16 protein-coding genes are annotated in these 13,637 nt (G+C 65.2%); 4 read left to right on the top strand and 12 right to left on the bottom strand.

What is annotated here, in order from left to right:
* The 6 genes from H0T81_RS11965 to H0T81_RS11940 all read right to left on the bottom strand — a co-directional run.
* A partial coding sequence (locus H0T81_RS11965) for a ribonucleotide-diphosphate reductase subunit beta (protein ID WP_294013504.1) occupies positions 1-278 on the bottom strand: 278 nt, incomplete at its 3' end.
* Between the two features lie 5 nt (positions 279-283).
* Complete coding sequence (locus tag H0T81_RS11960) at positions 284-631, bottom strand: hypothetical protein (RefSeq protein WP_294013502.1); 348 nt, start codon at positions 629-631, stop codon at positions 284-286.
* Complete coding sequence (locus H0T81_RS11955) at positions 628-840, bottom strand: hypothetical protein (RefSeq protein ID WP_294013500.1); 213 nt, start codon at positions 838-840, stop codon at positions 628-630. Before H0T81_RS11955 ends, H0T81_RS11960 begins: the two co-directional genes overlap by 4 nt.
* Positions 822-2,708 carry a ribonucleoside-diphosphate reductase subunit alpha gene (locus H0T81_RS11950; RefSeq protein ID WP_294013498.1) on the bottom strand — a complete coding sequence of 629 codons (1,887 nt, stop codon included), beginning with the start codon at positions 2,706-2,708 and terminating at the stop codon, positions 822-824. Before H0T81_RS11950 ends, H0T81_RS11955 begins: the two co-directional genes overlap by 19 nt.
* Before the next feature lie 417 nt (positions 2,709-3,125).
* On the bottom strand, positions 3,126-3,617 hold the full coding sequence (locus H0T81_RS11945; protein ID WP_294013496.1) for a GNAT family N-acetyltransferase: 492 nt from the start codon (positions 3,615-3,617) through the stop codon (positions 3,126-3,128).
* Between the two features lie 139 nt (positions 3,618-3,756).
* Positions 3,757-4,041 (bottom strand): hypothetical protein, encoded by a 285-nt coding sequence (locus tag H0T81_RS11940; RefSeq protein WP_294013493.1) that lies wholly within the window; start codon positions 4,039-4,041, stop codon positions 3,757-3,759.
* A 170-nt stretch (positions 4,042-4,211) separates the two neighbouring features.
* Between H0T81_RS11940 and H0T81_RS11935 the strand changes: the two genes are divergently transcribed.
* On the top strand, positions 4,212-5,117 hold the full coding sequence (locus H0T81_RS11935) for an NAD(P)H-binding protein (protein ID WP_294013490.1): 906 nt from the start codon (positions 4,212-4,214) through the stop codon (positions 5,115-5,117).
* 51 nt (positions 5,118-5,168) lie between these two features.
* Here the strand turns inward: H0T81_RS11935 and H0T81_RS11930 are convergent, their stop codons facing one another.
* A complete protein-coding gene (locus tag H0T81_RS11930) occupies positions 5,169-5,630 on the bottom strand; it encodes a CHRD domain-containing protein (protein ID WP_294013487.1) in 462 nt (153 codons plus the stop codon).
* A 318-nt stretch (positions 5,631-5,948) separates the two neighbouring features.
* On the opposite strand from H0T81_RS11930, the gene H0T81_RS11925 reads away from it, so the two are divergent.
* A complete protein-coding gene (locus H0T81_RS11925; RefSeq protein WP_294013485.1) occupies positions 5,949-7,175 on the top strand; it encodes a L,D-transpeptidase family protein in 1,227 nt (408 codons plus the stop codon).
* A 144-nt stretch (positions 7,176-7,319) separates the two neighbouring features.
* Here the strand turns inward: H0T81_RS11925 and H0T81_RS11920 are convergent, their stop codons facing one another.
* Entirely contained in the window at positions 7,320-7,661 is a 342-nt protein-coding gene (locus tag H0T81_RS11920) for a hypothetical protein (RefSeq protein ID WP_294013483.1), read from the bottom strand.
* Between the two features lie 74 nt (positions 7,662-7,735).
* Positions 7,736-8,401 (bottom strand): protein-L-isoaspartate(D-aspartate) O-methyltransferase, encoded by a 666-nt coding sequence (locus tag H0T81_RS11915; RefSeq protein ID WP_294013507.1) that lies wholly within the window; start codon positions 8,399-8,401, stop codon positions 7,736-7,738.
* Positions 8,402-8,556: 155 nt separating this feature from the next.
* On the opposite strand from H0T81_RS11915, the gene H0T81_RS11910 reads away from it, so the two are divergent.
* On the top strand, positions 8,557-9,369 hold the full coding sequence (locus H0T81_RS11910; protein ID WP_294013481.1) for an outer membrane beta-barrel protein: 813 nt from the start codon (positions 8,557-8,559) through the stop codon (positions 9,367-9,369).
* A gap of 60 nt (positions 9,370-9,429) precedes the next feature.
* On the opposite strand, the gene H0T81_RS11905 is transcribed toward H0T81_RS11910, so the two are convergent.
* The 3 genes from H0T81_RS11905 to H0T81_RS11895 form a co-directional block, all read right to left on the bottom strand.
* Positions 9,430-10,323: a diacylglycerol kinase family protein gene (locus tag H0T81_RS11905; RefSeq protein ID WP_294013479.1), complete on the bottom strand. Its 894-nt coding sequence runs from the start codon at positions 10,321-10,323 to the stop codon at positions 9,430-9,432.
* A gap of 72 nt (positions 10,324-10,395) precedes the next feature.
* Entirely contained in the window at positions 10,396-10,914 is a 519-nt protein-coding gene (locus H0T81_RS11900) for a DUF3617 family protein (protein WP_294013478.1), read from the bottom strand.
* Positions 10,915-10,942: 28 nt separating this feature from the next.
* On the bottom strand, positions 10,943-11,506 hold the full coding sequence (locus H0T81_RS11895; RefSeq protein ID WP_294013476.1) for a DUF3617 domain-containing protein: 564 nt from the start codon (positions 11,504-11,506) through the stop codon (positions 10,943-10,945).
* A 68-nt stretch (positions 11,507-11,574) separates the two neighbouring features.
* Between H0T81_RS11895 and uvrB the strand changes: the two genes are divergently transcribed.
* The coding region (gene uvrB, locus H0T81_RS11890; RefSeq protein ID WP_294013473.1) for an excinuclease ABC subunit UvrB at positions 11,575-13,637 on the top strand (2,063 nt) is incomplete at its 3' end.

The raw sequence follows: 13,637 nt of genomic DNA, 5'->3' as shown, positions 1-13,637 counted from the left end.
GCGGTCAGCATCATCTTGATCTCGGTCGGCTTGAACACCCGGCCGTATTTGTCGTGGTAGCAGTCCTGCACCTCCACGTCGGCCTGGGTGAAGAAGCGGAAGATCTGGGTCAGCAGATTGCGCTCGTGGTCGGTGAGTTTCTGCGCCCAGTCGCGGCAGTCCTCGCCCAGCGGCACCTCCTCGGGCATCCAGTGGATCTGCTGCTGGCGCTTCCAATATTCGAACGCCCACGGGTATTCGAACGGCTTGTACTGCTTGCGGGCCTGGAGAAGGGGCATGCGGGTTACTCCTGTGAATCTCTGGCCGGAGTCACGTCCTTGATGGGGACATGGACGATGCGGTCGCGGGTAATCGTGTGGGTCTTGCGGGCGCCGACGCCGAACACGACGATGCCGAGGAAATAGCCGAAATCGTACCAGCCGCCGCTGTTGGGCACCGCGTAGATCGCGACCCGCTCGGCGAACAGCGACACGATCCAGGCGATCGGGAAGATGAAGCCGTGCCACAGGCCGAGCAGGAAGCCCGGGGCGGCCGGAGCGACCGCGGCCGGGGCTTGGCTCGCCGCGCAGGCGCTGAGCGCGAGCGGTGCGGCCAGCGCCGCGACAAGAGCGGGCGTGCGGCGGGCGCTCACGGCCGGATCTCGCTCGGGCTCGGGCGGTAGTCGAGCAGGCCGAGGCCGTGGATCAGCATGATCACTCCGACGATCAGCAACAGAACCGCGCCCTGGCTGCCGTGGCGCGGGTCGTCGCGGCCGCGGCGGCGGTAGAGGATGATCGCGCCGACGATGAGTGCAACCGCCGCGACCAGCTCGAGGGTCGTCCCTACTGACACGCCAAGCATTCATCGTAATCGGTGGTCGGAAGCTCGTACTTGGCCGGCTCGGACGTGTTGTCGGCCTCGACCCCGCCGGCGAACCCGGCGCGCTGCACCGACTTGGAGCGCAGATAATAGAGCGACTTGATGCCCAGCTCCCAGGCCCGGAAGTGGAGCATCATCAGATCCCATTTGTCGACGTCGGCGGGGATGAACAGGTTCAAGGACTGCGCCTGGTCGATGAACGGCGTCCGGTCGGCGGCGAGCTCGATCAGCCAGCGCTGGTCGATCTCGAAGCTGGTCTTGAACACGTCCTTCTCTTCCTGGGTGAGGAAGTCGAGGTGCTGGACGCTGCCGCCATGCTCGAGGATCGAGCTCCACACCGTGGCCGAATCCTTGGCCTTCTCCTTCAACAGCGCTTCCAGATGCGGGTTCTTGATCGAGAAGCTGCCTGACAGGGTCTTGTGGGTGTAGACGTTGGCCGGGATCGGCTCGATGCACGCCGAAGTGCCGCCGCAGATGATGCTGATCGAGGCGGTCGGAGCGATCGCCATCTTGCACGAAAAGCGCTCCATGACGCCCATGTCGGCGGCGTCGGGGCACGGCCCGCGCTCGTTGGCGAGCATCATCGAGGCCTCGTCGACCTGCGCCCGGATGTGCTTGAAGATCTTCAGGTTCCAGCTCTTGGCCATCGCCCCTTCGAACGGGATCCGGCGCGCCTGGAGGAAGCTGTGGAAGCCCATCACGCCGAGGCCGACGCTGCGCTCGCGTTCGGCTGAATATTTGGCGCGCGCCATCTCGTCGGGAGCGCGCTCGATGTAGTCGGTCAGCACATTGTCGAGGAAGCGCATGACGTCCTCGATGAACAATTTGTCGCCGTTCCACTGGTCCCAGGTTTCGAGGTTGAGGCTCGACAGGCAGCACACCGCGGTGCGGTCCATGCCGAGATGATCGGTGCCGGTCGGTAAAGTGATCTCCGAGCACAGGTTGGAGGTGGTGACCTTGAGCCCGAGCTCGCGGTGATGGCGCGGCATCGTCTTGTTCACCTGGTCGATGAAGATGATGTACGGCTCGCCGGTTGCAAGCCGGGTTTCGACCAGCTTCTGGAACAAAGAGCGGGCATCGACGGTCGCCCGCTCGGAGCCGTCGCGCGGCGAACGCAGAACGAACTCGGCGCCCTCGCGCACGGCAGCCATGAACTCGTCGGTGATCAGCACCCCGTGGTGGAGGTTGAGCGCCTTGCGGTTGAAGTCGCCCGACGGCTTGCGGATCTCGAGGAACTCCTCGATCTCGGGGTGCGCGATGTCGAGATAGACGGCGGCCGAGCCGCGGCGCAGCGAGCCCTGGCTGATCGCGAGAGTGAGCGAATCCATCACCCGGACGAACGGGATGATGCCACTGGTCTTGCCGTTGAGTCCGACCGGCTCGCCGATGCCGCGGACGTTGCCCCAATAGGTGCCGATGCCGCCGCCCTTCGACGCCAGCCAGACATTCTCGTTCCACGTGTTGACGATTCCGTCGAGGCTGTCGGCGACGCTGTTCAAATAGCAGCTGATCGGCAGGCCGCGGCCGGTGCCGCCGTTGGACAACACCGGGGTCGCCGGCATGAACCACAGCTTGGAGATGTAGTCGTAGACGCGCTGCGCGTGGTCGGCGTCGTCGGCATAGGCCGAGGCGACTCGGGCGAAGAGATCCTGGTTGGTCTCGCCGGGCAGCAGATAGCGGTCGCGAAGCGTGTCCTTGCCGAATTCGGTCAGGAGAGCGTCGCGCGCCTCGTCGGTCTTGACCGCGTGCGCCTGCGCATCGACCGTGTTGCTGGCGCGCGCCTTGCGGGCGGGGGCCGCGCCCGCCGCCAAGTCTTCGCTGCCGACTTCGCTTCCGCTTGAAAAATCCATCGCTTTTCCCCGTCCGCTGCCGCGCCGACCGTCAACCCGTTCGGCGGCGTCTTGTTCACCAATTGTTCGACTCGCGACCATCGCTGGCACACTAGTCCCTTTCAGCGCTCAGCGGGGGCTTTTCTGCCTTGTGTCCCCGATTTCCACAGGCTTGGGCTTGCTTGATCAACGGACGCAATTTCCCGTCACCGGAATATAGCAATTCCGGCGCCAAACACTAGGTGTTGAACGAAACCCCCTCCGCGCTACTACCCATTGTGCCTGAACTGCCGCCGGACGCAAGACGGTAAATGCGCGTTAACGCAAATTTCCTGTGGATGAGCGTCTTCCGGGCAACGGCGGGATGAGCGCGCCGACATGCTGCTGCTGAATGTCCGCTTTCGACCCATTGCGGACATCAGCTTGAGTGAGATGCTCCTAGCGGTGCCGCCAGCGCTCCATCAGGATAGCTCGGCCCCAGCGCGTCTCCTGAGGTTCGCTTGCGACGGAGAATCCCGCCTTCTGATAGGCGCGAATCGCGCGCGTATTGTCCGGGTGTGGATCAGTGCCGATCACGGGCGCGTCCGCCGCAAACAAACGGTTGCAGTGTTCCCTGACGAAAGCTGCGCCGTGGCCGCAACCGAGCATTTGAGGCTCACCAATATATTGGTCGATTCCTCGCGCTCCGGGCGGCAGATGTGAAAACGGATGTGGGCTCCACGCATGAGGATCGTAGTCCTGCGCGAATGCGAACGGGCGCCCAACCAGTTCCACTAGCCACATCGCGATGCGGCGATCCGCGAGCTTGTCCTCCTCAGGTTCGACCTCGGGAGGCCCCCACCATTCAATCACATGCGGCATGCGCCGCCAGCGTCGCAGGAGCGGCAGATCAGAAGCGGTGACACGCCGAAGCTGGTATTCCTGCGGCACGAACTGAACTTACTCGAATGGTTGAAGCGGTGCGACCGCCGAGTGAGCTTGGGACGCTAATGTCCGCTTTCCACCCATTGCGGACACTAGCCGCTAATGTCCGCTTTCGACCCATTGCGGATATTAGCCCTGGGTGCGGCTAGAACTTGATCTTCAGCCGGACCATCGCGCGCTTTGAGGGAAAGTCTGAGATGTAGTGGGTTTCCGTTTCTGCGGATAGGACGACGCCGTTGCCCAACTGCACTTCGGCCTTCGGAATGTCCGAACGTGCAGATGGCGTAGGTTCGATGCGATATGGGCTCTGGCCGTCATTGCGCCTGGCGCAAACCACGATTTCGCCGTTGGTCGAGCCTGTGGCCACGCAGGGCTGCGGCACTGTCAAATCGATCTTCTCAGGTGGGGCGGAACTGATTGCCAAAAGCATGAGGCCCAAAAGCAATGGCAACTTTCACTCCGCTTCGCGATCGAAGCCGTCCCCGAAAATCAGTGAATTAGCAATGTCCGCTATCCATCCATTGCGGACTTTCGGCGGCGGGGCTCCGGCTTGACTTCATAATCGACGAATCAGACCCTCTCGCAGGAGGGGATAGGCCCATGATTCTGCTGGTGGGGGTAACGGGGCGGCTCGGGAAGGCCGTGGCGGAACGCCTCCTCCAGGACGGCATCCCGTTTCGCGCCGCTTGCCGCAACGTGACCAAGGCGCAGTGGCTGGTCGAGCGCGGCGTCGAGGTCGTTGGGTTGGACGTCGAGAGCGGTGCCGGGCTCCCCGAGGCGATCACCGGGGTCACCAAGGTGATCAGCTGCATTCACGGGCTGCTGGGCAAGTCGCGCCACTCGATCGAGCGGATCGATGTCCGCGGCCACGCCGCATTGATCGACTCATGCGCGGCCGCGGGAGTCCAGCGGTTCGTATACATGTCGGCCCTGGGAGCCTCTCCTGATCACCCGTCGGAGTTTTGGCGGGCCAAGGCGCGCACCGAGCGATATCTGCAAGCATCGGGGCTGGAATATGTCATTCTTCGCCCGAGCGCGTTCATGGACCTTTATGCGCATGATTTGATCGGGGCCGCCGTCCTGCGTGGAAAGACCGTTTTCCTGTTGGGCAGCGGCACGACGCCGCGCAACTTGATCGCGGTTGCGGATGTGGCCGAGGCGGCCACGAAAGCCTTGTTGCAGGACGATCTTGCCGGCCGGACGATCGAGCTTGGAGGCTCGGAAAACCACTCGGAGAGAGACGTAGCGGCGCTTTACGCCCAGGTTTCAGGCAAGCCGATCAAGGTGCGCAGCGTGCCCCCTGTGGCCCTGAAGACCTTGGCTGCCGCCATCGCGCCGTTTCACGCCGGAATCGGCCGTTTGCTCCGCCTGCCCCTGCAACTGGCGGGCCGGGATGATCTCTGCCTCAACGCCACGGAATCGATGAAGCGACTGGGTATAAGTCCGGTCTGCCTTCGCGAATATGCTGAGAATAGAGCCAGGGCTGGAGAAGCCAGCATGCCATGAGTATCTTGGTCAATTGGAGCGGCGACCGGAATGGGCCGCCGCCCGGGGTCTTCAGCCTTGTACGTTGTAGATCTGACCGCGGATCGCGCCGTTCGGATACTGGGCGGTATGAACGTTCACGTAGAAGTTGGCGGGAAAGCGGCGAATCTGATCCACCAGTGCGTCGGCGACCATGTCGCAGTCGTCGCTGTCGTTATCGTCCGGCGCGTCAAGGTTCACGACGGGTGGACCGTTCACTCCAGCGCGGCCCGGGTGAATGTGAGCAGCGGTGACCGGCCCGATGTTTCTGACCTCCAGGCGAGTGCAGATCTGATTTGTTGCGTCGTTGATCGAAATCCGGGCCGTGCCAACTCCATCGGGATCCCCGCGCGGCACTTCATTTGCACCGCGCAAGTTTGCCGCAAAGTTGTTTCCGACGACCTCGTTCACGGCTCGGTTCACGGTCTCGCACGCTCCAAGCGCAATCGCGCCAGCGGCAACCATGAAGGTCGGTATGTGAGATTGCTTGAGCATCTTGGCCTCCGTTCAAATGAGAGGACGTCAAGGGAAACTCTGCCAAGACGCGCGTGGTTCCCGATGTTCAATTGGGATCATCTCCAACGTTCGATCCACTGCGGACATTAGGGTCCGATGCAAGCTTGGCAGACGGGTCCTCCGCGATACCGAAGCGGGGGGCTCGATGGCCTCCCTCGCGCCGGACACATTGGACGCTCGTCGAGCGGCGAAACGCTCGTTCCGTCGCTGTTAACCCGGGTAAGTCTATCGAGGTGCATGCGTGCGCCCTCGACAATACAGGTCCTGCTCTTCGGGGCAGCCTTGTCGAGCTTGGCCGTGCCCACTTCGGCGCAGCAGCTTCTCGAGCCGATCGCCTTGCCGCCAGCTGTCGAGCAAGGCGTCGACATGGTGTATGTGGACCGCGAGATCGGCGGCAACATCCGCTGGCGCAACACCAAGCTCGATAACGTCACCTTTGCCAGGTACGCCGGCGCTCCGCTCGACCTGCTCCAGGCCATCAACCCTCTGTACACGGAGCTGCGTCGCGGCCTCGTCGGCTACCAGAAAGAGTGGAGCAGTCTGCCGCAGTTCCGGCTGGATTTCGGGCCCGCACTTGCGCTGGGGGCTGCCGGCGAACGAGTCACGCTCCTGCGTGAGCGTCTCGGACTTCCCGCCGGCAGCCGCTTCGATGAGGCGCTTCACAAGCGTGTGAGTGCTTACCAGCACGTGCACGGCATGAAGGCCGACGGGCTCGTCGGAGAAGACATGATCACCTCCCTCAATCGCGGAGCGCTGCACTACGCGCAGGTGCTGATGATCAACATGGAGCGCGCTCGGCGGCTGCCTGCTCCGGGCGAGCTGAAGCGGCACATCATCGTCGATGCCGGCTCGGCGCGCCTATCCATGTACGAAGACGGCGCGCTGGTGGACTCAATGCGGGCGGTGGTCGGTTCGAGCAAGACGCAGACGCCGATGATGGCCGCCTTCATTCGCTACGCCAGCGTCAACCCGTATTGGAACCTGCCCCCCGAGTTCAACGTCAAGATGGTCGCGCCGCGAGTGCTCGAGCAGGGCGTCGGTTATCTGAGCGAGCGGAAATATGAGGTGTTCGCTGACTTCACCGACGGAGCGCCGATGCTGGACCCTGCGATGGTCGACTGGCAGGCCGTGCGTGACGGCAAGCTGTCGCTTCGCATCCGCCGCGGTCCAGGACCGGGCAATTCAATGGGTGACATAAAGTTCATGATGCCCAATGACCTCGGCATCTATCTGCACGACACCCACGACAAGACGGTCTTCGCGAAGGGTAATCGTTGGGTCAGCAACGGCTGCGTGCGGGTGGAAGACGCGCAGCGGCTGGCGACCTGGTTGTTCGGCGGCATGCCGAAGGCGATCGATCCCGATGTCGAGGAAAGGGTCGACATGGCGGCGCCGGTGGCGGTGTTCCTTACCTATCTGACGGCTGAAGCGACCAAGGACGGAGTCGTCTTCCGCGACGATCCGTACCAGCGCGATACCACGGTGCTCGCGCGGTACTTCGGCGCCGAGCGGCTGCTGCGGTGACGCTCGGCAGCGTTCGGCTGACCTCGTCCCTGCGTCGGGCATCCGACGCCACGCCGAATTAAGTCTCTGCGTCGACCCGGTCCGGGCATAGCGGCTCTGGTCCGCTTCCGACCCAAAGCAGACATTCGGCCCGGCGCATCCCGGTCAACTGCCGGCGCCAATCTCGTACAGTTTGAAACTCACGACGGCGGTCGTGAAATGGCACTCGAACGTGCGCCGCCGCTGCTGCGCGTCGGTGACCGATCCACCGACGACGATCCGGTCGGTGCGGTGCTGACTGACGTCGACAATGTACACAGAGCCATATTGTCGCGCGCGCTGGGTGCACGCCTGGGTCGCCGCCGGCATGAGGTGCGCGTTGCTCGGCCCGTGGTTTTCAGGGAGGTATTGCACCAGGTCCGCCGCGGCCATTGCCGCCTGCAGAGCGCATCCGCCAAGCGCCGGAGCCGCGAGCAAGATCAGCGACAATCCAATTTTTCGTGTCATCCCCGATGCTTAGACCACCGGCTGGAGTTTGGGAAGGCTCCAGCTGCCGCCCACCCTTGAGGTCGCGGGCCGCCCTAGGCGCCGACTTCGAGCTGGGTGAAGCGGACCGGCATGATCTCGCGGGCGCGGGTCTCGCCGCCGGGCTGCCGGGTGATGACGGTCAGCTGCTGGATGTCCGTGCCGCCGATCGGGATCACCATCCGCCCGCCCGGCTTCACTTGCTCGACCAGCGCTTCGGGCGCCTGTTCGGCGGCGGCGGTGACCAGCACGGCGTCGAACGGCGCGTGCTCGGGCCAGCCGCGCGAGCCGTCGCCGACCCGGACCTCGATGTCGTAGCCCAGCGCGGCGAAGCGGTCGCTCGCCGCCTCCGAGAATTCCTCGACCACCTCGACGCTCCACACCTGGGCGCCCATTTCGGCCATGACCGCCGCCTGGTAGCCGAGGCCGGTGCCGACCTCGAGGATCCGGGCGCCCGGCTCGACCGCAAGCAGCTCGAGCATCAATGCGCCGATGAACGGCTGCGAGATCGTCTTGTCGAAGCCGATCGGCAGCGGCGTGTCCTGGTAGGCGACCACCATCAGCGATTGCGGAACGAACAGATGCCGCGGCACATCGAGCAACGCCCGTCGCAGGCGCGGATCGAGAGCGGCCTTGCCGATCTCGTCCTCGGCGAGGTCGAAATGCATGTCGATGATCTCGACCATGTGCCGGCGAAACAAGGCCAGGTGCTGCTCGGTCATCGGTTTCACGGGCGTGCGTCCCTCCAGATTCCGAACGGACCCGGCAGCCTCGCGTTCCACGCCCGGGCGCTCGTTCGCGGTTGGCTCGACCTGCGTTTAACTTTGAGTTAACGGGCCGGTCGCGGGTTGGTCCGTGCAACAGGGGGGAATGTTCAATGACACGTTATTTGCTGGCCGCCACGGCGCTGGCGACCGCGCTGGCCGCAATCGCTTCGCCGGCCGTCGCTCGCGACCGCTCGGCCTATTTCGGGCTCGAGGTCGGAGCATTGTTCGTCAAGGACACCGACGTCGGCCTCGACGACGACGACATGTTCGACGACGATTTCCACATCGACCACAAGCTGGGCGTCGATGGCGACATGATCGCCGGCTACGATTTCGGCATGTTCCGGGCCGAAGCCGAGCTTGGCTACAAGCGCAGCGAGCACGACGAATACGACCTCGGCTCGGGTGCGTTCGACGCGGACGGCCGCAGCAGCGTCTATTCGCTGACGCTCAACGCGATGGTCGACCTCGGACCGGACGAAGGCTTCCAGTTCACCGCGGGCGCCGGAGCCGGCCTCGCGCAGGTGATCCACGTCCTCGAGGACGACGACGATGCGCTGAAGATCAAGGACCGCGGGTTCGCCTGGCAGCTGATCGCCGGAGTCCGCGCTCCGGTGTCGCAATATTTCGACGTCGGCGCCAAATATCGCTACTTCGACGCCGGCAACGTCAGCGACCGGGACGAGGGCATCCGGCTCGACAGCGACTATAAGTCGCACTCGCTGCTGATCAGCCTGATCCACAATTTCAACGTGCCCGAGCCGCCGGTGCCTCCGGCGCCGGTCCTGGCAGCGCCGCCGCGGCCTCCGGCGCCGCCGGCGACCCAGACCTGTCCCGACGGATCGGTGATCCTGGCGACCGATGTCTGCCCGATGCCGCCGCCGCCCCCGCCGCCGCCACTGCCAGGCCCCGTGCGCGGCTAAAGCCGGAAGAGTAACGCTGATTGAAGGCTCCATTGTCCTGTCGGGACGGTGGAGCTTTCTTCATTCCGGCGGCGGCGCGATCACCCGCAGCGCGCGCGGCCGAATCCGGAACATCAACGGAGTATCGAGGGTCACGGTTTCGCCGTCGATGCCCAGGGTCAGGCGTTGCTGCCCGCTGTCGACCTTGAGTTCGGTGACCCCTGCGAGCTGCGCCATGTCGTCCTCGCGGGGGATGCCGACGAGCGCGCGCACGGTCGCGGCGAGGAAGCCGGGCAAGCCCTTGCTGCGCATGACGAGCACCGAGAGCTGCCCGTCCTCGAGGGACTTGCGGCGACCGGCGCCGGGCAGCGCCAGCCGATATTCGTTGTTGCCGACAAACAGCAGGGGCGTCTCGACCCGCTCCTCGCCGCCGTCGGCGCTCAGCCGCAAGCGCCAGGCGTGGAAGTTCCACATCGTGCGCAGGGCCGCGACCGCCAACGCCAGCCGCTTCGAGCGGCCGAGGCGGCGCTGCTGCGATTGCCGGTCGATCACCATCAGCGGGTAGAGCCCGATTGTGGCGTTATTGATGAACGTCCGCCCGTTGACCTCGGCGACGTCGACCCGGCGCTCGGTGCACTCGGCGATCAGTGCTCCGGCCTCGGTCAAGTCGAGCGGAATGCCGAGGTCGCGCGCGAAATGGTTGAGGGTTCCGAGCGGCAGGATGGCAAGCCGAGTGGTGGTGCCGGCAAGCTCGGCGGCCGCCGCGCCGACGCTGCCGTCACCGCCGGCGACGATCAGCAGCGGATCGCCGCGCTCGGCCGCGGCGCGGCTCCGCTGGGCGATTTCGCGCCCTTTGACCAGCTCGATGTTGCCGGCGATGCCCGCGCCAGCGAGCGCCGCCTGGGCCTTGGTGGCGGCTTTGTCGTCCGAGGCGACCGCGCCGCCGCCGCGGTTGAGCAGGACCGTAGCGCGCACCGCGGGGTCAGGCTAGCTGGTCAAAGTCGTCGCGCGCCCGCTCGAGGTCGTCGGTGCCGAGCGTCACACCGATCATTGCGCCGCCGCTGGCTGGGACGCCGGGCAGTCGCCGACGCGCCTGCCGGTCAGGGTGCGGAGGAGCGTATAGTCGCCCGGCCCGCTGAAATAGGTCGACGAGGTGACGGTCGCCTCGAAGCTGTCGGCGGTGAACTTGCCGTCCACCGTCTGGGTCAGCCCGCCCTTGCCGGCTCGGGTGCAGTTCAACTGGATGCTGAGGCGCCCGCCGCGCATGTAGCTGCTGGTCGGCGCGCATTGGTCGCGGGCTTCGGCGAAAAACTTCGGGTCGATGGCGCCGTCCGCTGCGACGCAGACTCGTGACGTCGAGCCGGCCTCGCCGTCCGCCGTCGCCTTCAACGCGGTCGCCGGGGTCGTGTTGTCAGTCGAGCGGACCGCGTCGACCCTTTGCGTGACCTCATATTCGCCCGGCTGCAGAGCTTCCGCCTTGGCTTCCTTTTTCGCCTCCTTGGCGGTGTCGTCCGAGCAGGCGGCGAGCAGTCCCGCGGCCGCCACTCCCAAGATCATCATTCGCATCTGCTTGCTCCCTGTTTGTGCCCGTTTGTTAGTCCTTTTTGGAATCGCACTCGCCGACGCGCTTGGCGTCGACGCGCATGGTCATCGTCATTCCGCCCGGCGGGCCGGCGCCGGCATCGGCCTTCATGCTCATCCGCATCTGGTAGGCGTCGGGGCTGTAGCTGCCCTGCATCGCCATGGTCTGCGCCATCCCGCCGCCGGTGCATTTCATCACCGCGTCAATCTTGCCGTCGCCCATCGTGAAGCGGTCGTAGCGGCAATTCTTGTTCTCCCCGGCGAAGAAGTCCTCCTTCGGCCGCTTCGCGTTCTCCGGAGTGAGGCAGCTTTGGTGGACCTGGACGCGCTCGTGCAAGCGGCGCATCGCATCCTTCGCTTCGGGCGGAGCGCCGGGCAGCTCGAACTGCTCGATCTGGACTCGCGACTGCCATTTCCCGGGCCGAACGAAGCTGTCGCTGCCGGCGGCGTCGGCGACCTGCTCGGCGACCTCCTCGACGCTCGCGTTGCGGGCATCGACATTGGGCTCGCTGTCGCACGCAGCGAGCGGCGCCAGGCCGGCAAGGGCGCAGGCGAGCAGGACGAGGGCGTGCTTCATGGGCCGGAGCTCCGTTGGGCGGGGCGCCGCGTTGCGCGGCTTGCACGGCTCCACCATATGCTCGTTGCATGGCGATTCAAATCCGCACTTCGCTCGCCGAGCCGGACACGGCGACAGATTTCGTGCCCCACCGCCCGGCGCGGCCCGACAAGGCCGAGGGCGGCCGGCCGTTCGTCCTCAGTTCCGAATACGAGCCGGCCGGCGACCAGCCGACCGCGATCGCCGAGCTGGTCGAAACCGCGCGCGCCGGGGAGAAGAGCCAGGTGCTGCTCGGGGTTACCGGCTCGGGCAAGACGTTCACCATGGCCAAGGTGATCGAGACTTTGCAGCGGCCGGCGCTGGTGCTGGCCCCGAACAAGATCCTCGCCGCCCAGCTCTACGGCGAGTTCAAGAGCTTCTTTCCCGACAATGCGGTCGAATATTTCGTCAGCTATTACGATTACTACCAGCCCGAAGCCTACGTGCCGCGCACCGACACCTACATCGAGAAGGAGTCGAGCGTGAACGAGGCGATCGACCGGATGCGCCATTCGGCGACCCGATCGCTACTCGAGCGCGACGACGCGATCATCGTCGCCAGCGTCTCCTGCCTCTACGGAATCGGCTCGGTCGAGACCTATTCGGCGATGACCTTCAGCCTCCGCAAGGGCGAGTCGGCCGACCAGCGCGAGGTGATCCGCAAGCTGGTCGCGCTTCAGTACAAGCGCAACGACCAGGCGTTCGCGCGCGGCAATTTCCGGGTCCGCGGCGACAGCCTCGAGATCTTCCCCTCGCACTATGAGGACACGGCGTGGCGGATCGGCTTCTTCGGCGACGAGATCGAGGAGATCGTCGAGTTCGACCCCCTGACCGGCAAGAAGGTCGCCAGCCTCGATAGCGTCAAGGTCTACGCCAACTCGCACTATGTGACTCCGGGGCCGACCCTCAAGCAGGCGATGGAGGCGATCCGCCACGAGCTCGCCGAGCGGCTCAAGGAGCTGGAGGCGGAAGGCAAGCTGCTCGAGCTGCAGCGCCTCGAGCAGCGGACCAACTTCGACTTCGAGATGATCGCCGCGACCGGCAGCTGCGCGGGGATCGAGAATTACTCGCGATTCCTGACCGGCCGGCTGCCCGGCGAGCCGCCGCCGACCCTGTTCGAATACCTCCCCGACAACGCGCTTCTGTTCGTCGACGAGAGCCACCAGACGGTGCCGCAGATCGGCGCGATGGCGCGGGGCGACCACCGCCGCAAGATCACGCTCGCCGAATATGGCTTCCGGCTGCCGAGCTGCATCGACAACCGGCCGCTGCGGTTCAACGAATGGGAGGCGATGCGCCCGCAGACGACCTTCGTCTCGGCGACCCCGGGGCCGTGGGAGATCAATGAAACCGGCGGCGTCTTTTCCGAGCAGGTGATCCGCCCGACGGGGCTGATCGACCCGCCGGTCGAGATCAAGCCGGTCGAGGACCAGGTCGACGACCTCGTCCACGAGGCGAAGGAGACGGCGCGCAAGGGCTATCGCACCCTGGTCACGACGCTGACCAAGCGGATGGCCGAGGATTTGACGGAGTATCTCCACGAGGCGGGGCTGAAAGTCCGCTACATGCACTCGGACGTCGAGACTCTGGAGCGGATCGAGCTGATCCGCGAGCTGCGCCTCGGAGTCTATGACGTGCTGGTCGGAATCAACCTGTTGCGCGAGGGGCTCGACATTCCCGAATGCGGGCTGGTCGCGATCCTCGACGCCGACAAGGAGGGTTTCCTGCGCTCCGAGACGTCGCTGATCCAGACCATCGGCCGCGCCGCGCGCAACATCGACGGGCGCGTGATCCTCTACGCCGACACCATCACCGGATCGATCGAGCGGGCATTGAACGAGACCGACCGGCGGCGCGAGAAGCAGCTCGCCTACAATGAAGAGCATGGCATCACGCCCGAAAGCATCAAGCGCAACATCAGCGACATCATGGCGCACCTCGCGAACCGCGACGGAGTGATGGTCGATACCGGCGACGACGAGCGGCCGCACCTCGTCGGCCACAACCTCAAGGCCTACATCGCCGACCTCGAGCAGCGGATGCGAAGCGCCGCCGCCGACCTCGAGTTCGAGGAAGCGGCGCGGCTGCGCGACGAGATCCGCCGCCTCGAGGA

Source organism: Sphingomonas sp. (assembly GCF_013812825.1).
Classification (GTDB): domain Bacteria; phylum Pseudomonadota; class Alphaproteobacteria; order Sphingomonadales; family Sphingomonadaceae; genus Sphingomicrobium.
Note: the sequence above shows the minus strand (reverse complement) of the source record. Positions and strands in the feature narration are given on the sequence as shown.